The organism is Sphingomonas sp. G-3-2-10 (genome assembly GCF_012927115.1).
Taxonomy (GTDB): domain Bacteria; phylum Pseudomonadota; class Alphaproteobacteria; order Sphingomonadales; family Sphingomonadaceae; genus Sphingomonas.
Genome location: NZ_JABBFY010000001.1, coordinates 1,388,111 through 1,414,295, shown reverse-complemented (window position 1 = coordinate 1,414,295; position 26,185 = coordinate 1,388,111). Strand labels below are relative to the sequence as shown.

At 65.0% G+C, this 26,185-nt stretch carries 30 protein-coding genes; 22 read left to right on the top strand and 8 right to left on the bottom strand.

Translation table 11 applies throughout. From position 1 onward, the window contains the following. The 10 genes from HHL13_RS07125 to tatC all read left to right on the top strand — a co-directional run bounded on the left by HHL13_RS07125 (position 1) and on the right by tatC (position 8,682). Positions 1-1,167 carry a DUF1501 domain-containing protein gene (locus tag HHL13_RS07125; protein ID WP_169555008.1) on the top strand — a complete coding sequence of 389 codons (1,167 nt, stop codon included), beginning with the start codon at positions 1-3 and terminating at the stop codon, positions 1,165-1,167. A gap of 160 nt (positions 1,168-1,327) precedes the next feature. Further along, positions 1,328-1,897 carry a hypothetical protein gene (locus HHL13_RS07120; protein WP_169555007.1) on the top strand — a complete coding sequence of 190 codons (570 nt, stop codon included), beginning with the start codon at positions 1,328-1,330 and terminating at the stop codon, positions 1,895-1,897. Between the two features lie 68 nt (positions 1,898-1,965). After that, positions 1,966-3,690 carry an arginine--tRNA ligase gene (gene argS, locus HHL13_RS07115; RefSeq protein WP_169555006.1) on the top strand — a complete coding sequence of 575 codons (1,725 nt, stop codon included), beginning with the start codon at positions 1,966-1,968 and terminating at the stop codon, positions 3,688-3,690. 4 nt (positions 3,691-3,694) lie between these two features. Next, positions 3,695-4,423, top strand: coding sequence for an SPOR domain-containing protein (locus tag HHL13_RS07110; RefSeq protein ID WP_169555005.1), 729 nt, complete (start codon positions 3,695-3,697; stop codon positions 4,421-4,423). Between the two features lie 177 nt (positions 4,424-4,600). After that, on the top strand, positions 4,601-5,608 hold the full coding sequence (nagZ, locus tag HHL13_RS07105; protein ID WP_169555004.1) for a beta-N-acetylhexosaminidase: 1,008 nt from the start codon (positions 4,601-4,603) through the stop codon (positions 5,606-5,608). Between the two features lie 22 nt (positions 5,609-5,630). After that, complete coding sequence (locus HHL13_RS07100; RefSeq protein ID WP_169555003.1) at positions 5,631-6,371, top strand: ScpA family protein; 741 nt, start codon at positions 5,631-5,633, stop codon at positions 6,369-6,371. After that, on the top strand, positions 6,368-6,979 hold the full coding sequence (gene scpB / locus HHL13_RS07095) for an SMC-Scp complex subunit ScpB (RefSeq protein WP_169555002.1): 612 nt from the start codon (positions 6,368-6,370) through the stop codon (positions 6,977-6,979). The genes HHL13_RS07100 and scpB overlap by 4 nt, the downstream gene beginning before the upstream one ends. 96 nt (positions 6,980-7,075) lie before the next feature. Beyond that, on the top strand, positions 7,076-7,309 hold the full coding sequence (locus HHL13_RS07090) for a twin-arginine translocase TatA/TatE family subunit (RefSeq protein ID WP_169555001.1): 234 nt from the start codon (positions 7,076-7,078) through the stop codon (positions 7,307-7,309). A gap of 64 nt (positions 7,310-7,373) precedes the next feature. Further along, a complete protein-coding gene (gene tatB / locus HHL13_RS07085) occupies positions 7,374-7,895 on the top strand; it encodes a Sec-independent protein translocase protein TatB (protein WP_169555000.1) in 522 nt (173 codons plus the stop codon). A 10-nt stretch (positions 7,896-7,905) separates the two neighbouring features. Then, positions 7,906-8,682, top strand: a complete 777-nt coding sequence (gene tatC / locus HHL13_RS07080) for a twin-arginine translocase subunit TatC (protein WP_169554998.1) — start codon at positions 7,906-7,908, stop codon at positions 8,680-8,682. Positions 8,683-8,735: 53 nt separating this feature from the next. On the opposite strand, the gene HHL13_RS07075 is transcribed toward tatC, so the two are convergent. The 3 genes from HHL13_RS07075 to HHL13_RS07065 form a co-directional block, all read right to left on the bottom strand. Continuing rightward, the gene (locus HHL13_RS07075; protein ID WP_169554997.1) at positions 8,736-8,870 is read right to left on the bottom strand and encodes an entericidin A/B family lipoprotein; all 135 of its coding nucleotides are present in this window, start codon (positions 8,868-8,870) and stop codon (positions 8,736-8,738) included. A gap of 296 nt (positions 8,871-9,166) precedes the next feature. Further along, positions 9,167-10,741, bottom strand: a complete 1,575-nt coding sequence (locus HHL13_RS07070; RefSeq protein WP_169554996.1) for a sensor histidine kinase — start codon at positions 10,739-10,741, stop codon at positions 9,167-9,169. A 9-nt stretch (positions 10,742-10,750) separates the two neighbouring features. Beyond that, positions 10,751-10,924 carry a NepR family anti-sigma factor gene (locus HHL13_RS07065; RefSeq protein WP_240953645.1) on the bottom strand — a complete coding sequence of 58 codons (174 nt, stop codon included), beginning with the start codon at positions 10,922-10,924 and terminating at the stop codon, positions 10,751-10,753. A gap of 254 nt (positions 10,925-11,178) precedes the next feature. Here HHL13_RS07065 and HHL13_RS07060 point away from each other — a divergent pair, with 254 nt between their 5' ends. The 3 genes from HHL13_RS07060 (at position 11,179) to HHL13_RS07050 (ending at position 12,951) form a co-directional block, all read left to right on the top strand. After that, complete coding sequence (locus HHL13_RS07060; RefSeq protein WP_169554995.1) at positions 11,179-11,982, top strand: response regulator; 804 nt, start codon at positions 11,179-11,181, stop codon at positions 11,980-11,982. A gap of 77 nt (positions 11,983-12,059) precedes the next feature. Then, positions 12,060-12,197 (top strand): hypothetical protein, encoded by a 138-nt coding sequence (locus tag HHL13_RS07055; protein ID WP_169554994.1) that lies wholly within the window; start codon positions 12,060-12,062, stop codon positions 12,195-12,197. A gap of 97 nt (positions 12,198-12,294) precedes the next feature. After that, entirely contained in the window at positions 12,295-12,951 is a 657-nt protein-coding gene (locus HHL13_RS07050; protein WP_169554993.1) for a sigma-70 family RNA polymerase sigma factor, read from the top strand. Positions 12,952-13,038: 87 nt separating this feature from the next. On the opposite strand, the gene HHL13_RS07045 is transcribed toward HHL13_RS07050, so the two are convergent. Beyond that, positions 13,039-13,221 carry a hypothetical protein gene (locus HHL13_RS07045; protein WP_169554992.1) on the bottom strand — a complete coding sequence of 61 codons (183 nt, stop codon included), beginning with the start codon at positions 13,219-13,221 and terminating at the stop codon, positions 13,039-13,041. Between the two features lie 72 nt (positions 13,222-13,293). Between HHL13_RS07045 and HHL13_RS07040 the strand changes: the two genes are divergently transcribed. From HHL13_RS07040 to HHL13_RS07025, 4 genes are all read left to right on the top strand, one after another. Further along, entirely contained in the window at positions 13,294-15,972 is a 2,679-nt protein-coding gene (locus tag HHL13_RS07040; protein WP_169554991.1) for a bifunctional [glutamine synthetase] adenylyltransferase/[glutamine synthetase]-adenylyl-L-tyrosine phosphorylase, read from the top strand. A gap of 11 nt (positions 15,973-15,983) precedes the next feature. Then, complete coding sequence (locus HHL13_RS07035) at positions 15,984-16,454, top strand: peroxiredoxin (protein ID WP_169554990.1); 471 nt, start codon at positions 15,984-15,986, stop codon at positions 16,452-16,454. A 10-nt stretch (positions 16,455-16,464) separates the two neighbouring features. Continuing rightward, positions 16,465-17,262 (top strand): ferritin-like domain-containing protein, encoded by a 798-nt coding sequence (locus HHL13_RS07030; RefSeq protein WP_169556813.1) that lies wholly within the window; start codon positions 16,465-16,467, stop codon positions 17,260-17,262. A gap of 123 nt (positions 17,263-17,385) precedes the next feature. Beyond that, positions 17,386-18,573, top strand: coding sequence for a M23 family metallopeptidase (locus HHL13_RS07025; protein WP_169554989.1), 1,188 nt, complete (start codon positions 17,386-17,388; stop codon positions 18,571-18,573). Positions 18,574-18,664: 91 nt separating this feature from the next. Here HHL13_RS07025 and arr read toward each other — a convergent pair whose 3' ends face one another. Beyond that, complete coding sequence (gene arr / locus HHL13_RS07020) at positions 18,665-19,078, bottom strand: NAD(+)--rifampin ADP-ribosyltransferase (RefSeq protein WP_169554988.1); 414 nt, start codon at positions 19,076-19,078, stop codon at positions 18,665-18,667. A 163-nt stretch (positions 19,079-19,241) separates the two neighbouring features. Between arr and erpA the strand changes: the two genes are divergently transcribed. From erpA to HHL13_RS07005, 3 genes are all read left to right on the top strand, one after another. After that, entirely contained in the window at positions 19,242-19,583 is a 342-nt protein-coding gene (erpA, locus tag HHL13_RS07015; RefSeq protein WP_169554987.1) for an iron-sulfur cluster insertion protein ErpA, read from the top strand. 4 nt (positions 19,584-19,587) lie between these two features. After that, entirely contained in the window at positions 19,588-20,361 is a 774-nt protein-coding gene (gene xth, locus HHL13_RS07010) for an exodeoxyribonuclease III (RefSeq protein ID WP_240953644.1), read from the top strand. A 186-nt stretch (positions 20,362-20,547) separates the two neighbouring features. Further along, entirely contained in the window at positions 20,548-20,823 is a 276-nt protein-coding gene (locus tag HHL13_RS07005; RefSeq protein WP_169554985.1) for a hypothetical protein, read from the top strand. A 73-nt stretch (positions 20,824-20,896) separates the two neighbouring features. On the opposite strand, the gene HHL13_RS07000 is transcribed toward HHL13_RS07005, so the two are convergent. Next, on the bottom strand, positions 20,897-22,054 hold the full coding sequence (locus tag HHL13_RS07000) for an N-acetyltransferase (protein WP_169554984.1): 1,158 nt from the start codon (positions 22,052-22,054) through the stop codon (positions 20,897-20,899). 142 nt (positions 22,055-22,196) lie between these two features. On the opposite strand from HHL13_RS07000, the gene HHL13_RS06995 reads away from it, so the two are divergent. Then, positions 22,197-23,291, top strand: a complete 1,095-nt coding sequence (locus HHL13_RS06995) for a fatty acid desaturase (RefSeq protein ID WP_169554983.1) — start codon at positions 22,197-22,199, stop codon at positions 23,289-23,291. Positions 23,292-23,296: 5 nt separating this feature from the next. Next, positions 23,297-23,644: a phosphotyrosine protein phosphatase gene (locus HHL13_RS06990; protein WP_346775494.1), complete on the top strand. Its 348-nt coding sequence runs from the start codon at positions 23,297-23,299 to the stop codon at positions 23,642-23,644. Here the strand turns inward: HHL13_RS06990 and lptG are convergent. Both lptG and lptF read right to left on the bottom strand, forming a co-directional pair. Continuing rightward, positions 23,628-24,725 carry an LPS export ABC transporter permease LptG gene (gene lptG / locus HHL13_RS06985; RefSeq protein ID WP_346775493.1) on the bottom strand — a complete coding sequence of 366 codons (1,098 nt, stop codon included), beginning with the start codon at positions 24,723-24,725 and terminating at the stop codon, positions 23,628-23,630. The genes HHL13_RS06990 and lptG overlap by 17 nt on opposite strands. Further along, positions 24,722-25,921: an LPS export ABC transporter permease LptF gene (gene lptF / locus HHL13_RS06980; RefSeq protein WP_206376859.1), complete on the bottom strand. Its 1,200-nt coding sequence runs from the start codon at positions 25,919-25,921 to the stop codon at positions 24,722-24,724. The genes lptG and lptF overlap by 4 nt, the downstream gene beginning before the upstream one ends. Positions 25,922-26,185 lie beyond the last annotated feature (264 nt).

The following is a 26,185-nucleotide window of genomic DNA, read 5'->3' as shown; positions in this document are numbered from 1 at the left end:
ATGCTGAATCCCAAATTGAACAGGCGCAGCTTCGTCACCGCCACCGGAACTCTGGTCCTCGCCACCAGCATCGGCGGCACCGCGGCCTTCGCCGCCGCCCCGACCAACCGGCGCTTCGTCTTCATCATCCAGCGCGGCGCCGCCGACGGCCTCGGTACGCTCGCACCGGTCGGCGATCCCGCCTTCGCCGGTCAGCGCGGCGCGGTTGCCGAGGATTTCGCGTCCGCGCCGAAACTCGACGGGATGTTCGCGCTTCACCCGAACCTGACCAATGTGGCGGGTCTTTACGCGGCTAAGGAAGCGCTGTTCGTCCACGCCGTCGCTTCGCCCTATCGCGATCGTTCGCATTTCGATGGCCAGAACGTGCTCGAGACCGGCGGCACCGCGGCCTATCAGGTGAAGGACGGCTGGCTGAACCGGATGCTCTCGCTGTTGCCGCCCGCCGAAGCAAAGGCGATCGCCATCGCCGCCACCGTGCCGATGGCGCTGCGCGGCAAGGTGGAAGTCGCGAGCTATGCCCCCAGCGCGCTGCCCGACGCGTCCGACGATCTGCTGATGCGAGTGTCGTCGATGTATCAGGACGATCCCCAGCTCCACGCGGCATGGGAACAGGCGACCGCCACACGGATGGTGACCAGCGATCTCGCCGCCGACAATGGGCGCAACGCCATCGCGCTCGGCACGCTGACCGCGAAGCTGCTGGCCGCCGAAAACGGTTCGCGCATCGCGATGATCGAAACCGGCGGCTGGGACACCCATGCCCAGCAACGCGGCCGCTTGGGCACCCAGTTGCGCGGACTGGACGGCATGGTCGGTGCGCTGAAGGCCGGTCTCGGCCCGCTGTGGCAGGACACGATGATCGTCATCGCCACCGAATTCGGCCGCACAGTGAAGGTCAACGGCACCGGGGGCACCGATCACGGCACCGGATCGATGGCGATGCTGCTCGGCGGCGCGGTCAATGGCGGGCGTGTTATCGCGGACTGGCCGGGCTTGTCGGACGCCGCCTTGTACGAAGGCCGCGACTTGAAGCCCACCACTGGCCTGGACACCGTGATCGGCAGCGCCGTTGCCGCGCACTACGCGATCGAAGGCACCCGCGCGATGGCCGCCCTGTTCCCGCAGGCCCAGCGCGCGAAGCTGATCGACGGGCTGGCGCGGGTGTGACGCAAATCCTCCCCCGCCAGGGGGAGGTGTCAGCGCAGCTGACGTCCAGAACTGACGTTGGGGCTTCCACCCCTCCGTCGCTTTCGGCGCGACCTCGCCCTGGCGGGGAGGATCGAGGCAACCCCTTGCGCCGTCGCCTATTTCCCCGCACCTCTGCCCGATGGTCTACCTGACGTTGTTCGCCATCGTATTCGGCGTGAACCTGCTTCCGGCATTCGGGCCGCCGACCTGGTCGATCATCGTCTTTTTCGAGCTGAACCACAGTCTGCCGATCTGGGCGCTGGTCGGGGTCGCGGCCACGGCGTCGGCGCTGGGGCGGTTGAGCCTCGCCTATGGCGCGCGGCTGTTCGCCGGCAAGCTGCCGCAGAAGATGCAGTCCAACCTCGATACCGCGCGCGATGCGATCCAGAGCCGCAAGCACAACGTCTGGATCGGCCTGGGCCTGTTCGCGCTCTCGCCGCTTCCTTCGGGACAGCTGTTCATGGCGGTCGGGCTGGCGCGAATCCCGTTGTTGTCGTTCACCGCGGCATTCTTTCTCGGCCGCACGGTATCCTACACCATCTATGCCTTAGGTGCGCGGACGCTGAAGAAGTCCGAGCTGGGCGACGTGTTCAGCGAAGGCTTCACGAGTCCCTGGGGCATCGCGCTCCAGATCGCGATGCTCGGCCTGCTCGTAGCGCTGACGCAGGTCGACTGGGCGAAGCTGCTGGGCAAGAGCCGCAACCCGTAAGCCAGCGCTTTGCGTCGTCTCGCCGCATCCGCTAAGGGCGCGGCTTCCACGCAACCACTGGAATCGCAATGACGCTCTACACCCGTTTCGCTGCCCATCTCGACGCCGCGCTCGATGCCCTTGTCGCATCGGGCGATCTTCCGGCGGGGCTGGAGCGACGCGCGGTCACGGTAGAGCCGCCGCGCGACGTCACGCATGGCGATCTCGCCACCAATGCCGCGATGGTCCTCGCCAAGCCGGCGGGCACCAATCCGCGCGCGCTGGCCGAAAAGCTGGTCGCCGAGCTTCAGAAGATCGACGAAGTCACCGCCGTTTCGGTCGCGGGTCCCGGTTTCATCAACCTGACGCTGAACGAGGATGCGTGGCGCAACGAGCTGACCGCGATTCTCGACATGGGCGGCGGCTATGGCCGCGCGACCACGGGCGAGGGGATCACGGTCAACGTCGAATATGTCTCGGCCAACCCGACCGGCCCGATGCATATGGGCCATTGCCGCGGCGCGGTGGTGGGCGATGCACTGGCCAGCCTGCTCGAATTCATCGGGCACAAGGTCGTGCGCGAATATTATGTCAACGATGCGGGCGGTCAGGTCGACACGCTCGCCCGTTCGGCGCACCTGCGTTACCGTGAGGCGCTGGGCGAGGATATCGGCGAGATTCCCGAGGGGCTCTATCCCGGCGACTATCTGGTGCCGGTGGGGCAGGCGCTCGCCGCCGAATATGGCGACAAGTTCGTTGGCGCGGACGAGAGCGAGTGGCTGATCCTGTTCCGCAAGACCGCGGTCGCGGCGATGATGGACCTCATCCGGCACGATCTCGGCCTGCTCGGCATCCATCACGACCTGTTCTCGTCCGAGGCCGAGCTTCAGGCGGCGGGCAAGCCCGAAGCCACCGAGAAGTGGCTGCGCGAGCACGATCTCGTCTATGACGGCGTGCTCGAAGCGCCCAAGGGCGAGACGCCCGAGGATTGGGAACCGGTCGAGTTGCCGCTGTTCCGCTCGACGAAGTTCGGGGACGATCAGGACCGGCCGATCAAGAAGTCGAACGGCAGCTGGACCTATTTCGGCGCGGACGTCGCCTATCACTTCCAGAAGAGCCAATCGGCTGACCAGCTCATCGACATCTGGGGCGCCGATCACGGCGGCACGGTCAAGCGCATCGTTGCCGCCGTCGCGGCGCTGACAGGCGGCAAGACGAAGTTCGACGTGAAGCTGATCCAGATGGTCCGCCTGCTCCGCGCGGGCGAGCCGGTGAAGATGTCGAAGCGCTCGGGCAATTTCGTCACCCTCGCCGATGTGGTCGAGGAAGTCGGCAAGGACGTGGTCCGCTTCACCATGCTCACCCGCAAGGCGGATGCGCAGATGGACTTCGACTTCGCCAAGGTCACCGAGACCTCGAAGGAGAACCCGGTCTTCTACGTGCAATATGCGCACGCCCGTGTGAATTCGATGCAGCGCAAGGCCGAGGAGGCGGGGATAAAGTGTCCCGATGTGGATCTGTCTCTGCTTGATACACGCGAACTAGCGGTCGCGAAGGTCGCCGCTCAGTTCCCGCGCATCGTCGAATCCGCGGCCGCCGCGCGCGAACCGCATCGTATTGCCTTCTATCTCTATGACTTGGCCGCGGAGTTCCATTCGCTCTACAATCTTGGGAACGACAATCCCGAGCGCCGGTTCGTCTTGGCCGATCAGGTAAGGTTAACGTGCGCGCGGCTTTATTTGGCGCGCGCCATCGGGCAGGTTGTGCGCAACGGATTGGGAATCATGGGCGTGGAAGCCGTCCAGGAGATGTAGGAAAATGAGTACGCGTTCGGAGGCTGGTTTCGGTGACGACGACCGCCTCCCCTGGCTGGAGTCAGTCGAGGAGGATTATCGCGAGGGACCGTCGATCTGGCGGCTCCTGTTGCTCATCGTCCTCGCACTGGCCGTGGTGGGCGCGATCGTGTTCGGCGTCTGGTGGTATCAGACGCAGCAGGGCATCGCCGGCAACGGCCAACTGATCGAGGCGGCCGAGGGCGACTACAAGGTCAAGCCCGACGATGCCGGCGGCATGAAGGTGGAAGGTGAAGGCGGCGCGACCTTCACCACCGGTCAAGGCGCGACCAGCAACGCCAGTGTCGATACCAATGCCGGCCCCGAGGCGCCGGTCGATGGCCAGAAGGTTGCGGCGCCGGCGACCAGCCCGGTCTCCGGCACGAAGACCGCGACCGTCGCGGTTCCGCAGAGCGGCGGCGAACTCAAGGCCCGCGCGCCCGGTGCGCCTGCTCAGGCTCCGGCTTCGACCGGGGGCGCCGGCTCGCTGATCCAGCTCGGCGCATTCCCCGACCAGCAGGGCGCTGATGCGGCCTGGGCCGAGCTTACCCGCAAGTTCCCGGTCCTTTCCGGTCTCGGCAAGTCGGTCGAACGCGGCGACAGTAACGGCCGCACCGTCTATCGCCTCCGCGTCAACACGGGCAGCAACGGGCAGGCGAAGGAAATCTGCGCCAAGCTCCAGGCCGGCCGCGCCAGCTGCTACGTCGCGAATTGAATAAATTCATCCCCGGTAGGGGGAGGGGGACCATCCGCAGGATGGTGGAGGGGCCGCCGCGCGAAGCACGGCGGAGCAACGCTTGACGATAGCGACACCGCCGCGTTCGCGGCGGCCCCTCCACCAGCTTCGCTGGCCCCCCTCCCCGTGCCGGGGAGGATTGTGTAAGGCAGTCCCATGAAGCCCGTAATCTTCGGCGTCTCCGGTCTCGAACTGACCCCGGAAGAGCGCGATTTCTTCCGTGACGCCGATCCGCTCGGCTATATCCTGTTCAAGCGCAACTGTGGCGATCGCGCGCAGATGAAGGCGCTGACCGACAGTCTCCGCGCGCTTTCGGGCCGCAACGACGTGCCGATCCTGATCGATCAGGAGGGCGGCCGCGTCAGCCGCATGGTGCCGCCCGAATGGCCGGCCTTCCCGGCGGGCGACGTGTTCGGCAGGCTCTATGATATTGCGCCCGTCTCGGCGATCGAAGCGGCGCGGGCCAATTATCAGGCGCTCGGCATGATGCTCGCCGAAGTTGGCGTGAACGTCGATTGCGCGCCCCTGCTCGACGTCGTTCAGCCCGAAGTGACCGTCGCGATCGGCGACCGCGCGTTCGGCGGCGAGCCGATGCGCGTCGCGGCGCTGGGGCAGGCGACGATCGAGGGGCTGCGCCGCGGCGGCGTGGTCGGCGTGGTCAAGCATATGCCGGGTCACGGCCGCGCGCTGGTCGACAGCCATCTCGAGCTGCCGCGCGTGAAGGCCGATGCGGCCCAGCTCGAAATCGATATCGAACCCTTCGCCAGCAACGCCGGCGCGCCGATGGGCATGACCTGCCATGTCGTGTTCGAGGCATGGGACGCGGCGAACCCCGCGACGCTCTCGCCGAAGGTCGTGAACGAGATCATCCGCGGCCGGATCGGCTTCGACGGCCTGCTGATGACCGACGATATCGACATGAAGGCGCTGAGCGGCACGCCGGGCGAAAAGGCGACACAGGCGCTTGCGGCGGGTTGCGACGTGGTGCTCGATTGCTGGGCGCGGATGGACGAGATGATCGAGATCAGCGGCCTGCTGCCCGATGCCACGCCCGAATGCCTCGCCCGGCTCGATCGCGCGACGGCGACGGTCGCGGGCGGCTGCGAAGCGACGGACTTTGCCGAGCTGATCGCGAAGCGCGACGCGCTGCTGGCGCTCGCCTGACGGACCTGCTTAACTCCTCCGCATGACCGAGGCCGAAGGCTCAGACGCGCTCAGGATCGATATCGACGGGTGGGAAGGCCCGCTCGACCTGCTGCTGACGCTTGCGCGCAACCAGAAGGTCGATCTGCGCGCCATCTCGATCCTCGAACTGGTCGATCAGTACATCGCCTTCATGGAGCAGGCGCGCGAACTGAAGCTGGAGCTGGCCGCCGATTATCTCGTGATGGCGGCCTGGCTGGCCTATCTCAAATCCGCGCTGCTGCTGCCCCGCAATCCGGAAGAAACGCCGAGCCCCGAGGAACTGGCGCTCCGCCTGCAGCTCCGCCTCGAACGCCTCAATGCGATGCGCGAGGCTGGCGCGCGGCTGACCGCTCGCGACCGCACCGGCCGCGACGTCTTCTTCCGTGGCGCGCCCGAGGGGCTGCGCGTGCTACGCAAGGCGCGCTGGGAAGCCGAGATTTACGACCTGATCGCCGCCTATGGCCGGATCAGCGCGCGCACCCGCCCGGTGATGCACGTGGTGGCCGTGCGCGACGTGATGACGCTCGACGAAGCGATAGAGCGCGTCGCTCGTCTCGTCGGCGCGCGGATCGAGTGGAGCACGATCGAGAGCTTCCTGCCCGAGGACGCCAGCGGCACCTATCGCAAGTCCGCGCTGGCCTCGTCCTTCGTCGCCGCGCTTGAGCTGGCCAAGCAGGGCAGGGTGGAACTGCGCCAGAAATCGGCATTCGCGCCCCTCTATCTCAAGGCTGCCGAGGCATGACCGGACCCGACGATCTGTCCCGTGCAGTCGAGGCGGTGCTGTTCGCGGCGGAGAACCCGCTGACGGTGGACGAGATTCGCGCTCATGTCGGGCAGGAGGCCGATGTGCGCGCCGCGCTTGCCGAGCTGGAGGGGCTTTATGCGGGCCGCGGCATCGAGCTCGTTCGGCGCGGCGATCGCTGGCATTTCCAGACCGCCGCCGATCTCGCCCACTTGCTCCGCCGCAATCGCGAGGAAAGCCGCAAGCTGAGCCGCGCCGGCATCGAGACGCTGGCGATTATCGCCTATCACGAGCCGGTCACCCGTGCCGAGATCGAGTCGATTCGCGGCGTCCAGATCAGCAAGGGCACGATCGACGTGCTGATGGAGGCCGGCTGGATCCGCCCCGCCGGCCGCCGCGAAGTGCCGGGCCGCCCGCTTACCTATGCGACGACCGCCGGCTTCCTCACTCATTTCGGGCTGGCAAGCCGCCGCGATCTGCCGGGCATCGACGATCTGCGCGCCGCTGGCCTGCTTGATCCGGTCGATCTGGCCTTCGAAACGCTGGAGAGCCGCGACGAGGGCGACGCGGAGGAACCCGAAATCGAAACTGTAACCGACGACGAATAGGGCGCGTCCGACTCGGGGCATTTCAGCCTCGGGCAATCGCGCATTGCTGGAATAGGGTCCGCCCCCTAAATAGGGCCGGAATCGAGGAGAGTACCCATGGGCAGTTTTGGCCTGATGCATTGGCTGGTGTTCGGCGTAGTAGCGATCCTGCTGCTCGGCGGCGGCCGTTTTTCGAACATGATGGGTGACGTCGCGAAGGGCGTGAAGAACTTCAAGAAGGGCATGGCCGAGGACGACGACGCCAAGCCGGCTCCCACCCAGATCGAGGGCAAGGCTGCTCCGGCGCCGACCGTCGAGACCGAAGCCGCCCGCACCGCCGAAAAGCAGTAACCCCGCTCCGCCGCGTGGCCAGGTGCCGCGCGGCGTGTCTTTTTTGATCGGATAGCAGCCCGCGATGTTGGACGTTGCGCCTACCGAATTGCTGTTGGTGGCCGTCGTCGCGCTGCTGGTGATCGGACCCAAGGATCTGCCCCGCGCGATGCGGACGGTCGGCAAATGGGTCGGCCGGGCGCGCGGCGTGGCGCGCCAGTTCCGTGGCGGCATCGATACGATGATCCGCGAATCCGAACTGGCCGATCTGCAGAAGCAATGGGCCGAGGAAAATGAGCGGATCATGCGCGAGCATCCGCCTACCCAGTCATTGCCCGCGCCACAGGCCTATCTCTCGCCCGAGCAGCAGGCGTTGCTCGACGATCCGCTCGACCGTGGACCGCTGATGGCCGAGCAGCCGGTGATCAAGGACGATTTTCAGCCCGAGCCGGAACCTGCGCCGAAGTCCAAGGCCAAGCCCCGTACCCGCAAGCCGAAGACAGGCGATCTGATCGAGGCACCCGAAACCGCCCCGGCACAGGGGGCTACGATCGAGGCGCCCAAGCCTCGCGCGCCGCGCAAGCCGCGCGCCAAGGCCGCGTCCTGAGGACGCCGGGATGAAGGAAATCGACGATACCCAGGCCCCGCTGCTCGATCACCTGATCGAATTGCGCCGCCGCTTGCTCTGGTCGCTGGCCGCGCTGGTCGCGGCCTTTGTCGGCTCGCTTTATTTCGCACGCCCGATCCTCGAATTCCTCGTCGCGCCGCTGAAGGCCGCGGGGCAGGTGACCGTCATCAACACCGAAGTGTTCGGCGGCTTCATGGTCGAATTGAAGGTGGCGTTCTTCGCCGCGCTGATGATCGCGTTCCCGGTGATCGCGAACCAGCTGTGGCAGTTCGTCGCGCCGGGCCTCTACAAGAAGGAAAAGCGGGCGCTGTTTCCGTTCCTGCTGGCCACCCCGGTGCTGTTCACGGCCGGTGCGGCGATGGCCTATTTCATCGCGATTCCGGTGGCGGTGAAGTTCCTGCTGGGTTTCCAGGGCGATCTGGGCGGCGTCGAGCAGAAGGCGCTGCCCGATATCGGCAATTATCTGAAGTTCGTGATGCAGTTCATCTTCGGTTTCGGGCTGTCGTTTCTGTTGCCGGTGCTGCTGATGCTGCTCGAACATGCCGGCATCGTCACCTATGAGCAGCTCAAGGGCGCGTGGCGCTACGCGGTGGTCGGTGCGTTCGGGATCGCGGCGGTCCTGACCCCGCCAGATGTCGGTTCGCAGCTCCTGCTCGCAATACCGCTCTGCTGCCTCTATTTCCTCGCGCTCGTCGCGATCAAGTTCACGCGCCGGCGGCGCGAGCGTCTTGCCGAAGCCGAGGCCGAGGCGGAAACCGCCGCCTGATACGAAAAACCCCTCCCGAAGCCGGGAGGGGTTTCGCTCTCGCCATTGCGAACTTATTTGGCGTCTTCCGCCGTCTTCGCGACCGTGTCGCCTGCTGAGGAAACGTCGCGGCCGACGCCTTCGATCGTATTGCAGGCCGAAATCGCGAGCGCGCAGCCAAGCGCGGCGAGGGTGAGGATCTTGCGCATTTACGTTCTCCACTGATGCCTTTGGGCTGTCGGATGGACAAAGCCGGGCGAGCGGAATCGTTCCGCATCCGTGCGGAAGTTCGAATTTCGCTGGTCTGGAAAAGGTTTAGGCCCGGAAGCGTCACCGGGGGGGGGAGGGTTGACGCTTCCGGGCCCATGTCTTGGATAGCGAGAGCGGGGGGGCAAAAGGTCACTATCCGAAGTACAAAACTCTCAAGGCCTACCGGGGTTCCCTGACTTCGCAAATTTTTTCAAAAAATTTTCTGAAGCGTTTCCGCGCGATTTCAGGCCGGGGATCAGGGCCGTCCGGTGATCGCGATGCTAGCCTCATAGGCGCCGGTCATCGGATCGTGGTGCAGTTGGGTACGCAGCTGCCGCGCCAGTCCCGTCATCACCCGCGAATAGCGATTTTCGAGGAACGCCTGAAGCTCCGCGCTGTCGATCAGCGCGGGCGAACTGACGCGCAGCAGGGCGCGATCGCCCTCGGACACCGCCTTGGCGGAAATGCGGATCTGCGCCGACGCGCTGCAATTGATCGCCAGCTCGACGATCTCGGTGATCAGGAATGCGACCGCTACGGCGGTGTCCTGCGTCACCAGCAGCGGCTCGACTTCCAGCATGATGCTGATGCCCGCCGCATGGGGCGGGGCCGTCGCCCGGATGTTCGACGCCAGTTCGCCGATCACGGGGCGCAGCTCGATCCCGCGATTTTCCTCCATCTCGGCATAATGGTGGCGGTGCACCACCGCGAGCGCATCGACCCTGCGCTGGATCGAGGCATAGGCTTCGCTCGCTTCCGGTCCCTTGGCGCCGCGCGCATGGAAATTGATCAGGCTGGAAATGACCTGGAGGTTGTTCTTCACGCGGTGATGCACTTCGCGAGTCAGCCGCGTCTGGCGCACCAGTCCTTCCGCCAGATCGGCCTCGTGGAGCTGCACCGTGCGGCTGATGTCGCGGAACGTGTCGCCCAGTTCGCGAATCTCGGCAGCGGGTAGATGGCCGTAAAAGGCCGGGTCGATCACTTCGCCCGGCTGGTAGGCGCGCACGATGCGGCGCAGGCGGCGCAGCGGGCGGATCAGCAGCCGGTCCACCACGAACCAGCCGATCGCCGCCGCGGCGATCCACATCAGCACCATGATCATGGTGGTGATGATCAGCGGCGAGGTGATCGGTGCGCCGGGCATCGACATTTGCAGGATCAAATCGTCGACGCCCAGTTCGGCGCGCATCGTCTCGCGCCGGGAGAGGGGGCCTTCGGTCAACGCGCGAAGGGTCAGATCTCCGCCGCCGGACTTGATCAGCGCCGATCCATATTCGGGCACGAAGCCGCTTGGCCGGCCCAGTGCGGCCAGCGCGGTGGCCGGATAATAGGCGGTCGCGATCGCACCCGATTGTCCGCCGATGCGAAGCGCCAGCCCCTTTTCGACCAGTGCAGCGTCGACTTCGCCCGGCCGAAGTACCGTTACTCCGGCGATAGCGAGCCGCTGACCGCACAGCACCGCGCCGCGGGGATCGGTGATCGCGAACCGGGTTCCGCCGTCCGAAAGCGATGCGAAGGCGCCGGCGAGGCGTGTGCAACTCGGGGCGTCGCCCCGGTCTCGTTCCAGCGCGGTCAGGCCTTCGCGCAGTTCGGCGACATGATTGGCCAGCACGTTCGCCAGCACGCCCGAACTTTCCTGGACGACGGCGTTCAGGCGCGCGCGGGCTTCCTCGTCCGCGCTTCGGGTAGTTTGCAGGGTGGTGAACAGCGCGATCAGCGCAAGCGGCAGCAGCGCCCCGACGAGAATCAGGAAAACCTTGGCTCCGGTCGGGACACGCGCAAATGCCGCCGCTGGCCGGGTGCCGAGCGGCGTCTGATCTACCTTTTCCATTGCAACGAGTTAGTCGAGCTTCTTCAGCAGATCGAGCATTTCTGCCGGAATCGCTTCGCCGATCGCCTCGTCATAGGCTTCACGTAGAGCCTCGCCCACCGCCTTGCCGCCGGTGCGCTCGCCTCCGTTCCCGCCTTTGCCGCCTGGAGTTTTTTTCATCGGATCATTTGCGGAACGCACCATTCCCCCGGACTATTGTCGGCCACTCCCGACCGCAAGCGCGCCCGGAAAATATAATGAACGCCGCCGGAAGCAAGTGCCCGGCGGTGCGATTGCCACATTGAGGTGACACAATCGATGAAACTAAAGAGCGCGTCGTTTGTTCCACATGCGATGCGAAAACCGGGGAGGGGCTCCTACGGACCGCACGGAAACATTTGCAAACGCGGAGCGCCGGCACCAAAAGCCGGAACGTTCCGAGGGAGAAACAATCGCTTATGTCGCTTGGTCAGCAGCTCGCACCGCACCTTCCTTTCCTTCGCCGTTACGCGCGCGCGCTCACCGGAAGCCAAGGGGAAGGCGATCGTTATGTTCGCGCGTCGCTTGAAGCGATCGTCGCGGCCCCCGACGAATTTCCGCGCGATATCGAACCGCGTCTCGGCCTGTATCGCACCTTCCAGGCGATCTGGCAGACGACCCATCTCGAAGAAGCCGATGCCGGCGGTGAGGAACCCAGCGAGCCGGAAGCGATCGCACGCAAGCGCCTCGCCCGCCTCGCGCCGCTGTCGCGTCAGGCGCTGTTGCTCACCGCTATGGAAGGGTTCAGCATCGAGGATACCGGCTTCCTGATCGGCAAGGACGCCAGCGACGTCTCCGGTCTCGTCTCCGATGCCATCTCCGAGATCGAATCGCAGACCCGCACCCGCGTGCTGGTGATCGAGGACGAGCCGCTGATCGCGATGGACCTCGAAACCATCGTTCGCGACATGGGCCATGAAGTGACCGGCGTCGCCGTCACCCGCGACGAAGCCGTCGCGCTGGCGATGGAAGAGCGGCCCGGCCTGGTCCTTGCCGACATTCAGCTGGCCGACGACAGCTCGGGCATCGATGCGGTGAAGGACATCCTCGCCGAATTCAGCGTGCCGGTGATCTTCATCACCGCGTTCCCCGAGCGGCTGCTGACCGGCGAACGTCCGGAGCCGACCTTCCTGATCACCAAGCCCTTCCAGCGCGAAACGGTGAAGACCACCATCGCGCAGGCGCTGTTCTTCGATCAGGCGACGGTGCCCGCCAACGGCTGATCGCATCAGGCCCACGAAAAATCGTCTTGGGTTCCATATGATACGGACCCAAAACGGTTTTCGTGGGTTGATGCTGTATGGCTGAGAACAACGAACCCATCCATCTGGACACCGATCAGGCCCGCGCAGGCGCGACACCGCATGTGACGCGCTATGTGCTTGGTTTCGGGCTGGTCCTCGTCGTCATCGCCTTTGCATTCATTCTCTACACCTGAGCGATCGGGGAGGGGCATGATGCAATTGGCAAGCGCGTCCGCGCGTCCTATCTCAACACCAAGCCGCTTTTCGGCGCGTATCATTGAACGGGATCGAATGACTGAATCCGAACACACGGATGATTCAGCCGGAGAGGCATCGCAGGACGAGGCTCCCGTCGAGCACGTTTCGCTTTCCGATCCCGAGTTCAAGCAGCAACTCGCGATCGTCATCCCGCATCTGCGCGCCTTTGGCCGCTCGCTGTCGGGCAATCGCGACACGGCCGACGATCTGGTGCAGGAAACGCTGCTCAAGGCCTGGGCCGCGCGCAAACGCTTCCAGGCCGGCACCAATATGCGCGCCTGGACCTTCATCATCCTGCGCAACCTCTATCTCAGCCAGATGCGCCGCGCGCGGTTCAAGGGCGAGTGGGACGATCTGGTCGCCGACCGGATTCTCGCCGCGCCCGCCAGTCAGGATCGGCACATCGAACTGACCGACATGCAGCGCGCGCTGCTGCATCTGCCGCAGCCCCAGCGCGAAGCGCTGATCCTCGTCGGCGCGGGCGGCTTTGCCTATGAGGAAGCCGCCGAGATTTGCGGCGTCGCCGTCGGGACGATCAAGAGCCGCGTTGCCCGCGGCCGCGTCGCGCTCGAGCAACTGCTGACCGAAGGCCAGCTTCCTTCGCGCCAGTCCCATCCGGCCAACCCGGGCGGGAAGAGCGCGCTCGACACGATCATGGGCGAAGTCGACGATCTCAGCCGCGAACGCTGAGTTTGACGGCCACTCCCGCACAAGAAAAAGGCCACCTTCGCGATGCGGGGGTGGCCTTTTTCTTATCCGGTTTGCCGGTGCGCCGAGTCAACCATAGTGCCGGGTCGTCGCGCCGTTCAGCTGCCGCAGCATCTTCGCCATGTCTTCCGGAAGCCCGAGGTCCTGTTCGTACGCGCCACGCAGCGCGTTGCCGATCGCATCTCCCGCGCGCGGCGCTTGCACCCGGTAGCCGGGGGCTTCATCAGAGGTATCGAGAGACGGGCGTTTCATGCAGGTAAAACGGTCGAATTCCCGATTTGTTTCTTGACATAGAGCAATTTTCCGAGGGTGACGCTGATTAGAATGGACGGAGCGAAATCGGTGTCATCTGGCGAGATTGTTGCGCGGATTCGCGCGCATTCGCCATTTTTGACCAACCTGCTCGATCGCGAATCCGAACTTGCCGGGGACCTTGAAGCGGCGCTTGCCGATCCACGTGCCGCAGCGCGGGTTTCGGACGACCTGCCGGAGGGCCGCCGCCTGCGCCTGGAGCGGCGCCGGCTCGCCCTGCTGCTCGCGGTCGGCGACCTGTCGGGCCGTTACGATCTCACGCGCGTTACCCGGACTCTCAGCGATTTCGCCGACGAAGCAGTCGATCGCGCGATCCGCGCCGCGATCCGCGAGCGGTCGCCTGATGCGGAGCTTCTCGGTTTCGCCGCGATCGGCCTCGGCAAGCTGGGGAGCCGCGAGCTGAACTATTCGTCGGACATCGATCCGATCCTGATCTTCGATCCCGAGACCCTGCCGCGCAAGCCGCGCGAGGAGCCTGTAGAAGCCGCGGTCCGGATCGGTCGCCGCGTGGTGGAACTGCTCCAGTCGCGCGATGCCGACGGCTATGTCCTGCGCGTCGATCTCAGGCTGCGGCCATCGCCCGAAGCCACCCCGATCGTGCTGCCGGTCGAGGCCGCCATCTCCTATTATGAATCGCAGGCGCTGCCGTGGGAGCGCGCTGCCTTCATCCGTTCGCGGGCCTGTGGAGGCGATCCGGCGCTGGGTGACTATTTCCTCGAAGCGATCCGCCCCTTCGTCTGGCGCCGCGCGCTCGATTTCGGCGCGATCGGCGAGATCCACGACATCAGCCGCCGCATCCGCGATCACCATGCGCAGGGCCAAGCGTTCGGCCCCGGCTATGATCTGAAGCGCGGCCGCGGCGGCATCCGCGAAGTCGAATTCTACGCCCAGATCCACCAGCTCATCCACGGCGGCCGCGATCCCGCGCTGCGAGTCCCCGATACCCGCACAGCGCTGGCGGCGCTGGCCGGGGCAGGGTGGATCGATCCCGGCGACGCCGAAGCCCTCGCCGCTGCCTATACCCATCTGCGCACGATCGAGCACCGCCTGCAGATGGTCGACGATCGCCAGACCCATTCGCTGCCTGCCGATCCCGCCGCGCTGGAGAATGTCGCGGCGCTCCACGGCGTGGATACCGAAACGCTGATCGCTTCGATCCGGCCGCACGTCGAGCGTGTCGGCCGTGTCTATGACAATCTTGCCGGCGATGGCTCCGCACGGCTTTCGGGCGATATGGATTCGCTAGAACAGCGCCTCGCCGAAGCCGGGTTTCCGGATCCTGCCAATGCGCTGCGCCTGATCGAGACGTGGCGGGGTGGAGGTTATCCCGCGCTGCGCACCCCTGCCGCACGCGAGGCGCTGGAGTCGCTGCTCCCCGGCCTCGTCCAGGCAATGGGGGAGGCGCCCGATCCCGCCCATGCCATCGCCCGGTTCGACGCGATGCTCGCCAAATTACCCAGCGCGATCAACTTCTTTCGCTTGCTCGAAGCGCAGCCCGCACTCGCCCGGCTGATGGGCACGATCCTGTGCCACGCTCCGACGCTTGCCGATGCGCTGGGCCGCCGCGCCGAACTGCTCGACGGCCTGATCGACGCCACCGCGCTCAAGCCCGTCGCCGACGTCCCCGATCTCGTCGCCGAGATGCGCCGGCGCGAGCGGGGCGGGGACTATCAGTGGCAACTCGATCACGTCCGCCGCCTCGTCAACGAAAAGCGGTTCGCACTGGGCACGCAGATCGTGGCCGGCGCCAGCGATCCGCTGACCGTCTCCGCCGGCTATGCCCGTGTCGCCGATGCCGCGATCGAGACGCTGGCCAGTGCCACGATCGACGAGTTCGAAGCGGCGCATGGCCGCGTGCCTGGCAGCGAACTGGTGATCCTCGCTCTCGGGCGTCTGGGCGGGCAGGCGCTCACCCACGCCTCCGATCTCGACCTGATCCTGCTCTTCACCGGCGATCACATGGCCGAGAGCGATGGTGCAAAGCCTTTGGGCGCAGTCACTTACTACAATCGACTCAGCCAGCGTATCACCGGCGCGCTGTCGGTGCCTACCGCTGCCGGCCCGCTCTACGAAGTCGATACCCGCTTGCGCCCCTCCGGCGCGCAAGGCCCGCTATCGGTCTCGCTCGACGGCTTTCGCCGCTATCAGCAGGAGGACGCTTGGACCTGGGAGCATATGGCGCTCACCCGTGCCCGCCCGGTATTCGGTTCGCCCGAGGGCCGCGCGGCGGTCTCTGCGGTCATCGCCGAAGTGCTCGGCGGCAAGCGCCCCGATCGCGATATCGTCGCCGAGGCAGGCAAGATGCGTGAGGAAATGGCCGCGCACAAACCGCCCAAGGGGCCGCTCGACGCCAAACTGCTCGATGGTGGGCTCGTCGATCTCGAATTCGCGGTCCACACGCTCCAGCTCAAATACCGCACCGCGTTCAACCCGCATCTCCCCGATGCGATCGATGCGCTGGTCCGCGAAGGCCATCTCTCGCCGGGCATGCTTACCGCGCATGATTTCCTCACCCGTCTGCTCGTCACGCTGCGCCTCGTCGCGCCGGACAGCGAGCCGCCTTCGCCCGCTACCCGCCCTCTCGTCGCACGCGCGGTCGGCGTTGGAAGCTGGGAAGATGTGGTTGCGGAGCTCGACCGCGTCCGGCAGGAGGTTCGCACATGCTGGGGCGCGATCCGCGCCAGGGGTTGAGGAACGGACGGATGGCAATTGAGGAAGGCGACAAGATCCCGGCGATCGAGCTGGCAAGCACCGGCGGCGGCAATATCGCCCTGCGCGACCATGTCGGCCACCCGTTCATCCTGTACTTCTATCCCAAGGACGATACGTCGGGCTGCACGCGCGAGGCGCAGGATTTCTCGGCGCTGATGCCCGAATTCGCGGCGCTGGGGGCCTCGGTGCTCGGCGTGTCGAAAGACAGCGCGATCAAGCATCAGAAGTTCATTTCGAAATACGATCTGACCGTACCGCTCGCCACCGATACCGACGACAGCGCGATGCAGGCGTTCGGTGTGTGGGTGGAGAAGCAGCTCTACGGCAAACGCTATATGGGCATCGATCGCTCGACCTTCCTGTTCGATTCCGAAGGCAAGCTGTTCCGCGCGTGGCGCCGGGTGAAGGTGCCCGGCCATGCGGTCGATGTGCTCGAATCGGTCCGCGAACTGGTCCGCTGATCGCATCGCCATGTCCGGTTCCATCGCGGCGGCGTGCCACGCGGTCCTGTCTGCCGCCGACCCGCGCGACAAGGTGAAGACGGCGCGGGCCGTCGCGCGCGACTGGCGGCTCGGCCGGCTCGATCATGTCTTCGATATCGCCATGCCCGATCGTCCGGCGCGCCCGGAACGTCCCGAGCTGTTGCCGCCCAACCGGTTGGCGAAGCGCGGCAAGGGTGGATCGGAACGCGGTCGGATCGCGCTGATCCACGCGCTGGCGCACATCGAATTCGCGGCGATCGACCTGGCGTTCGACTTGGCCGGCCGGTTCGGCGCGCAATTTCCGCGCGCCTTCGCCGATGACTGGATGCGCGTCGGCGCACAAGAGGCGATGCATTTCGCGCTGCTCGAGCGGCGGCTGAAGGCGCTCGGCAGCCATTATGGCGCGCTGCCCGCGCATGACGGATTATGGGATGCGGCGGCTGCGACGGCGCACGACGTGATGGGCCGGATCGCGGTCGTGCCGATGGTATTGGAAGCGCGCGGACTCGATGTAACGCCGGCCACGATCGAGCGATTTACTGCGGTCGGCGACAATGCGACGGCACGAATTCTCGTGCGAATTCTGGACGATGAAATCCATCATGTGCGTGCCGGAACAAGATGGTTCGAATCGGCCTGTGCCGCCCAAAACCGGCTTCCGGAACCTACGTGGAGATACTTGGTCAGCCGCTATTTCGGGGGAGTCATTAAGCCTCCGTTCAACGACTCGGCGCGGGAGTCAGCCGGTTTGACCCGCAATTACTACCAACCCCTTGCCGATAGCTGATCGAATCAGTCACATAATCCCCGTCACGGCGCGGAGGGGCTGCAGTCGAGACATCGAGATTTTTGAGGGCACACGTCGGGTCGCAGTCTGACGCGTCTGCCTTTTTGGGGTTGCCGGGGAAACATGGCTAACGCTTCGAATATCAAGAACGCGACACTGGGTGCCCGGTTCCGCAGCTTTTTCACTACCCGTGATTTCATTTTTCATGACGGCCGCGATCTTCGCCGCTTCAGCATCGCGGGCCGTACCCAGGCCGTGCTGGCTGGCGTCGCCGGCATCGCGATCGTCTTTTCGAGCTATGGCGTGTCGCAGGCGATGGTCGGCGTCGTTTCGCTGAGCGGTATCGCCGGTGAAGCGACCACTCCGGAAGCGCAGATGGAAAAGATGCGCGTCCAGGTCGAGCAGATGCGCAGCGACGTGGAAGCCGCGAAGGAAGCCGCCAAGGCGCATGCCGCACGGATCGAACAGCGTCAGGCGATGATCACCGCCACTGCCGGTGGCAAGGTCGATCGCGCCAAGATCATGCAGCAGCTGCCCGAAACCAACGACAAGACCAGCGCGCTGACCGAGGAAGTGCTCGAGCCGCTGCGCAAGCTGGAAGCCCGTCAGGTCGTTCTTGCCGCGCAGGCTCGCGCCACCGGCGAAGCCCGGTTCGAAAAGACTGCCGCGCAGATGCGCCGCCTCGGCCTCGATCCCAATCGCTATGTCACCACCGTTCAGGGCGGCATGGGCGGTCCCTTCGAGGAAGCTGATGGCGACGAAGCGACCGCTTCGGCCGAAGCCGATGCCCAGTTCCGCTCGCTTTTCGTGACTTGGCGCCGCCTCGACACGCTCGAGCAGACCGTGATCTCGATCCCGTCGATGCAGCCGGTCGAGAACCTCCAGTTCACCAGCAGCTTCGGTGTCCGTTCGGATCCGTTCCGCGGCACCGCCGCGATGCACGCCGGCGTCGACATTCCCGGCGCGATCGGGACCCCGATCTACGCGACGGCCGATGGCGTCGTGGGCCGCTCGGGCCGCTATGGCGGCTACGGCAATCTGATCGAAGTCAATCACGGCCGTGGTATCCAGACCCGCTATGGCCATCTGTCCAAGATCCTCGTTCCGGCTAACACCCGCGTGAAGCGCGGCCAGTTGATCGGCCTGATGGGCTCGACCGGCCGCTCCACCGGCAGCCACCTTCATTATGAAGTCCGTGTCGACGGCAAGGCGGTCAACCCGATCCCCTTCCTGCAGGACGGCGAATATCTGATGGCGATCCAGGATCGTCAGGCCGGCGCAGCCGTTGGGGGACCGCGCAAGGCCAACTGAGTTTCAAGGTTCGGAGAGGGAGCGAGGGGCGGTGCATTGAGGCCGCCCCCGTCGTTTCTGGCGCAGGCGCCGGGGCGATTGCAGCCGGATATCAGTCGATCGCTTCGATTCCCTGCGCCTTCAGTCGTTCGAGCGTGTCCCTCATCTCCTTCAGTTGCTCCGCCGAATGCCCCTGCCACTCGGTCACTTCGCCGGTGACCCGCAGCGGTTCGCGCGAGCGGTAGGATCGAGTCGGATTTCCAGGGAATCGCTGATCGGTCAGGTTGGGGTCGTCGACGATCGGTCCGATCGGCTCGACGATGTAGATCCGCTCGCGCCCGTTGCCCTGTGCCAACTCGGCGCCCCAGATCGCTGCGTCCAACGTGCCGGTCAGATAGACCCAAGGCGCCTGCTTCCGCGCGCCATAGTTGGAATTGTGGCCCGCCGCGATCAGGTCTCCCGGTTTCAGATCGGCGCGGGTGCCGTGATAGAAAGGCTGCGGATCGGTATTGTCGATGGTGGTCATGACTGCGGCTCCCGTGATGGTGCGAATCGAGGAGACGCTTCATGGAACAGGACCCCCCGCTTGCCGCAATCCCGTATCCGGGTTAGATAATGATAGCGGGGAAGGGCGGTCTTCCCTCCTGCGCTCCATTGCCTCGGCATCGTCCCGCGCCTATCTCCACCGCATGACCATTCTCACCCAGCCCGAGATCGCGTTGACCGCCGCGGCGGCCGCGCGCGTGGCCTCTATCGCAGCTAAGACGGGGAAACCCGCGATGCTGCGTCTTTCGGTGGAAGGCGGCGGCTGTTCGGGCTTCCAGTACAAGTTCGGCTTTGCCGAGGGCATCGAGGGAGACGATGTGGTCGTCGAGACTGACGGCGTGAAGCTGGTGGTCGATACGATCAGCCTCGATCTCGTTCGCGGATCGAGCGTCGACTATGCCGAATCGCTCGGCGGCGCGGCGTTCAAGGTCACCAACCCCCTTGCGGCATCCGGTTGCGGTTGCGGCTCCAGCTTCGCGGTCTGATCCCTTGCCCCGGATCGTCACCTACAACGTCAACGGCATCAAGGCGCGCCTCGAGCGCCTGGTCGAGTATCTCAATGAAGCCAAGCCCGATGTGGTCTGCCTTCAGGAGTTGAAAAGCTCCGACGACACGATCCCGACCAAGGAGATCGAGGCGGCGGGCTATGGCGCGGTGTATCACGGACAGAAGGGCTTCAACGGCGTCGCCGTGCTGGCGCGCGGCCAGCAGCCGATCGAGCGCCAGCGCGGGCTTGCAGGCGATCCCGAGGATGCACACAGCCGCTATATCGAATGCGAGGTGGGCGACCTGATCGTGTCGTCCATCTATCTGCCCAACGGGAATCCGCAGCCGGGCCCCAAGTTCGACTACAAGCTCAAATGGATGGAGCGGCTCGCCGATCGCGCGCAGGCCCTGCTTGCCGAGGAGCGGCCCGTGGTGCTCGCGGGTGACTATAACGTCATTCCCAACGACGACGACACCTTCTCGGTCCGGGCGATGGCCGAAGATGCGCTCATGCAGCCTGAATCGCGCGAGCGGTATCGCGCGCTGCTTGCGCAGGGCTGGACCGACAGCCTGCGCACGCGCTTTCCCTCGGGGGGCGTCTGGACCTTCTGGGACTATCAGGCGGGTGCGTGGCAGCGGGATGCCGGCTTCCGCATCGATCATCTGTTGCTCAGCCCGCAAGCTGCCGATCGCATGACGGGGGCAGGGGTCGACAAAGAATATCGCGGGCGGGAGAAGGCCAGCGACCACGCGCCGACCTGGGTGAACCTACGCTGACTATAGTGCGAAACGCACTATATACTAATAGTTGGTGTGATTTACCGTAGTATAGCACTGGTACTGTTTCGCTACTGAATCTAAGCTATTGAAATTACTCACTTCTGTGGTTTGGCACACCCCATGCAATGCATGTGGCGGGTTGGCGGAAAGCCGACCCGGTTCGGGAAGTAGAGGAGTATCGATATGCACAAGTTCCAGATGGGCCGGGTTTCGGCCATTGTCGCCGCCGCCGCACTCGTGATCGGTTCGGTCGGCCCCGCCACTGCCGCCATCTCGCGCGATCCGGCCCCCGCCAAGTCGTCTCAGGAAGATCAGGGTACGCCGGCCGCGAAGACCAAGCGCTACTGCGTCGAATCCGACGTGACCGGCAGCCGCATGGCGCGCCGCACCTGCAAGACGCGCGACCAGTGGCTGAAGGAAGACGGCTTCGATCCGATCGGCCAGCTCAGCGCCAAGTGACGGCTTTCCCGCCCCGGCCGTCCGCCCGTAGCGTTCACGGGCGGCCGGGTGCGGGAGCCCGCCTTCAGGCGGTTCAGAGCGGCTTCTGGTAGATGACGTATTCGCGGTTGATATGGCTGTCGATCGCATCGGCGATCGCGACCATTCCCTGATTGTCCTCCAGGATCCAGCCGACCTCGCCGCGCGTCGCGCCATATTTTTCGACCGAGGCGGCGCGGATATATTCGATCATCATGAAAGCCAGCTGGCTCGCCATGCGCGATGCCTGCAGCCGTTTCACCACGCCCATCAGCGGCACGCGAGCGCCGTTCGCCTTGGGCTTGCGCAGCCACAGCAGCGCCTTCAGCCAGCCGAACGGGAGCAGCGATCCCTTCATCCGCTTCAGCGCTTCGTTGAAGTCGGGCAGGGCGATCATGAATGCCACCGGCTCGCCTTCCAGTTCGGCGATGCGGATCATTTCCTTGAACACCAGCGGCTTCAGCTTGGTACCAACATCGTCCAGTTCGCGCTGGGTGAGCGGGACGAAGCCCCAATTGTCCGACCATGCGTCGTTCAGGATGTCGACGATGATCTTGGCTTCCTCGTCGAACTTGTCCTTGTTCACTTCGCGAATGTTGATCTTGGGATTGCGCTCGCCCATTTTCACGATGCGCTGAATCAGCTCCGGGAACGGCTTCGTGACGTCCAGCTCATAGGTGTAGAGCGTCTTGGCGCGGCCATAGCCCATTGCCTCGATCCACGCCTGATATTGCGGCAGGTGATGACCCATCAGCACCATCGGCGAATGATCGTGCCCGCGCACCAGCAGGCCGGGCTCTTCCCAGATCGACAGGCTCACCGGTCCGATCGCACGGGTCATTCCCTTGTTGCGCAGCCATTGTTCGGCAGTGTTGACCAGCGCCTTGGCGGTATTCTCGTCCTCCGCTTCGAACATGCCCCAGAAGCCGGTGCCGGGACCGAAACCCTGTTCCGCCGGCATTTCCAGCGCGAGGAAGTCGATATGCGCCGAGATGCGGCCCACCACGCGACCGCCGCGCTCGGCGAGGAACAGCTGCGCCTCGGCATGGCTGAACCAGCCATTCTTCTCTGGACTGATCGTCGCCGCGACTTCGCTGCGCAACGGGGCCACCCAGGCGGGATCGTTGGCGTAGAGGCGATAGACAAGTTCGATGAACGCCTTCGTATCGGCCTTGGTGGAGACGGGACGGATGGAGAGCGCGGTGTTGGCCAAGAGCGGACGCCTTATTCTTGAATGCGCTCGAAGTCCTGCCTGCGACCCGCACTGTCAAGCGCTTTGATCCGGAACAATGCGGAAGGTGGCGACCCTGTTAATGCCAACATCTAGCCACTATCTCAGGGCAATGGCACACACCATGAACAGTTCGATTGTGATGGATCGCCGCGAGGCCGAAGCGGCGGCGACGAAGGCGCCGCTGCAGCGGATCGCGGACGACAAGGCGATGCTGCGCGCCGCCGCCGAGATGGCGCGCGACCTCGCCGCCTATCGCCCGGCGATCTTCTGGAGCGACCTGATCGCCTCTGTCGTCATCGGCTATGGCGCGCTTTTGCTCGCGGTTACCGCCACCAGCCTCGCCGCGGGCCTGATCGCCGGCCTCGTCTCGGCGCTGGCGCTGTATCGCGCGGTCAGCTTCATCCACGAAATTTCGCACATGAAGCCCAGTTCGGTGCGCGGCTTCCGTCTCGGCTGGAACCTGCTCGTCGGCATTCCGCTGATGGTGCCGTCCCTCATGTACGAGGACGTCCACGTCCATCACCATGCCCGGACCAAATACGGTACGGTCGAGGATCCCGAATATCTTCCGCTCGCGCTGATGAAGCCGTGGACGCTGCCGATGTTCGTAGCTGTATCGCTGCTCGCGCCGATCGGCCTGCTGATCCGCTACGGCATCCTCTCGCCGCTCTCGCTGGTTGTTCCGGGCCTGCGCAAGATGGTGGTCGAGCGCTATTCCGGTCTGGTCATCAATCCCGCCTATCGCCGCCGCATGCCGGAAGGCCGCTTCCGCACCGAATGGCTGGCGATGGAAATTGGCGCCAGCCTCTGGGCGATCGCGGTGATCGCGATGGTCGTCACCGGCGTGCTGCCGCTCAAGGCACTGCTCATCATCCTCGCCGTGGTCGCAGTTACCACCGTGACCAACCAGATCCGCACGCTGGTGGCGCATCTGTGGGAGAATGAGGGCGAACCGATGACGGTGACCGCCCAGTATCTCGACAGCGTGAACGTGCCGCCGCCGGCGCTGCTGCCGATGCTGTGGGCGCCGGTCGGCTTGCGCTACCATGCGCTGCACCATCTGCTGCCCAGCGTGCCCTATCATAATCTGGGCGAGGCTCATCGCCGTCTCACCGCAGCGCTGGGCACGGATTCGCCCTATCACAAGGCGAGCTATCCGGGTCTGCCGGGGCTGGTCGGCAAGATCGCCCGCAGCACGATGATCGCCCGCCGCTGAAGCGCTTGTTTGTCTGCAGCCAGAACAAGCTGCGCAGCCCGACCGCGGAACAGGTCTTCGCGTCGCGGACCGACATCGGGGTCTCGTCTGCGGGGATCAACCACGATGCTGAAAACCCGGTCACGCCCGACGAACTTGCCTGGGCGGACATCATCGTCGTGATGGAGCGGGCTCACCGCAACAAGCTGCAAAGCGCTTTGGCCGGCATCTGCACGGCAGGCATCGTCTGCCTCGGCATTCCGGACGATTATGAATTCATGGATCCCGATCTGATCGCGCTGCTGGAGGCGCGAATGGCGCGGCACCTTCCGTCGGTGTTCCCCGCCGAACCGCCCGCTATTCCTCGGTCTTGAGCAACACCGCTTCGCCGATCGCCAAGAACAGCAGGAACGGCCCCCATGCGGCCACCAGCGGCGGATAGGCGCCCAGATTGCCCATTGCGAGCGCGAAATTGTCGGCGACGAAATAGAGGAAGCCCAGCGCCATCCCCATCACCGCACGCACGAACAATTTGCCCGATCGCGCCAGTCCGAACGCAGCCACCGCGCCCAGCAGTGGCATCAGTATCGCAGAGAGAGGGCCCGAGAATTTGTGCCACAGCGAGCCTTCCAGCGCATCGGTGGGGCGGCCCGCAGCCTTCAGATCGTCGATCGCTTCGGCCAGCGCGCTGAACGACATGCCGTCGGCGTCCACCGTCGCCAGTGTGAACTGATCGGGCCGTACGCCGTCCGCGACGCGGATCGAGCCCAGCTGGGTCAGCTTGCCGCTCGCCACGTCGAAACGCCGCGCATTCTCTATCCGCCAGCCGGTGCCGTCGCGCCGGCCCTTGTCGCCGGTGACGATCGCGACAAGGCTCTGGTTCTTGCGCTCGTTGATGGTGACGCCGCTCAGCTGCGCCGCGTCGCCGCGCCCACGGATCGATTCGACTGCGATCAGATTGTCGCCATCGCGCACCCACACATTGTTCCGGTCGCCGCGATCGACGGGGAGGGGGCCGTATTCCACCTTTTTCCACTGGGCGAGAGTCGAGGTGGCGCGGGCCACCACGCGCTCGTTGAACCCGAACGACACCACTGCCACGACCAGCCCGGCGACCATCAGAGGCGCCAGCACCTGATGCGCCGAAAGGCCCGACGCCTTCATCGCGATCACTTCGCTGTTCTGATTGAGCTGCGAGAGTGTCAGGATCGTGCCGAGGAGCACCGAAAAGGGCAGGAAGGTCTCGATGATCTGCGGGGTGCGCATCCCGACATAGCGCCACACCTCGGCATCGCCATTGCCGGCATAGGCCAGGATCTTGCCGGACTCGCTCAGCAGGTCGAGCGCCTGAAGCACCAGCACCAGCGCCCCCAGAATGGCGAAGGTGCGGACCACGAACATCTTCGCCATGTAGAGCGAGATGGTGCGCGACGGGAAGAAATTGGCAAAATTCACGCCGCCGCCTCACTCTTCTTGCGCCGTCCGGGCAGATAGCGCGTGACCGCCTTCAGCAGCTTCTCGAACGCCTTTTCGAGCGCGGCGATCGGCTGTCCGCCGGGAACATGGGCCACCTGATAATACATCCAGAAGGTCAGCGCCGCGAACAGGCTGAACGGCACCCATAGGGCGATGATCGGATCGATCCGCCCCAGGCTTCCGATCGCCTGCCCATATTCGTTGATCTTGTGATAGGTCACGATCATCACGATCGACAGGAACACGCCCAGCGCGGATGTCGATCGCTTCGGCGGAATGCCCAGTCCCACAGCGAGGAAGGGCAGCAGGAACATCGACGCCACTTCGGCGACGCGGAAATGGAACGCCGCGCGGCTCGTTTCGCGCTTGATCGTTTCTTCCTTGGGATCGCTGCCGATCCTTGCCAGCTCAGGCAGGGTCAGTTCGAGATTGCGTTCGCCGCGGATGCGGAAATTCTCGTATTTGGGCAGCGCGATCGGCTGGTTGTGGACGGTGAAGCTCAGCACGCGCGGCACCGGCGAATCCTTGATCTTCTGGATCAGCTTGCCGTTGGTCAGCTGGAACACGATTTCGTCGGGATTGTCGGTGCGCAGGAAAGTCCCGCGCTCGGCGGTGATAGTGTACCAGCCGGTGGCGCTCTTGAAATGGACGAAGATGCCGGAAAGGGCGCGCCCGCCATCCTTGCTGTCCTCGATCCGCAGCGTCATCCGGCTGCCGAAATTGGTGAATTCGCCTACCTTGATCGACGCGCCCAGCGCGCCGGTGCGCAGCTCGAACCGCAACTGCTCGTAGCGATAACGTGCCTCGGGCTGGACGAAGCCGACGATCGCGAGGTTCAGCGCCGCCAGAGCGAAGGCGTACATGAAGGGCACGCGCAGCAAGCGGCCATAGCTCATCCCCACCGCGCGCAGCACGTCGAGTTCTGACGAAGTGGAGAGGCGGCGGAAGGCGAGCAGGATGCCCAGCATCAGCCCGATCGGGATGCCGAGGCCCAGATACTCGGGCAGCAGATTGGCGAGCATCCGCCACACCACGCTGACTGGGCCGCCCTCGGTCGCCACGAAGTCGAACAGGCGCAGCATGCGGTCGAGGACCAGCAGCATCGCCGAGATCACCAGCGTGGAAATGAGCGGCACCGCGATCAGCCGCGCCATATAGCGATCGATCGAATTCATGCGCTCGGGCGTAGGCCTTTTTGTCGTTGGTGCCGTCGGCATGGACGCCGAGGAGTGTAAGCGCAACGGCTATACCTGTGGTTCCGCGGGTCGTCACCGCCAAAGTTCGTTGCATGCAAAGCCTCGCCCCGGCGTTGCGCATGTGCGACAGCGCCCGCATGATCCGGCGGCGCGGGGTGACGAGGCAATCCATGTCTTCGGTGGCGGAGTTCCTGTTCGGTGTGGTTCTGGCGGCTCGGCATAAGGCCCAACCACCGAGGTGCC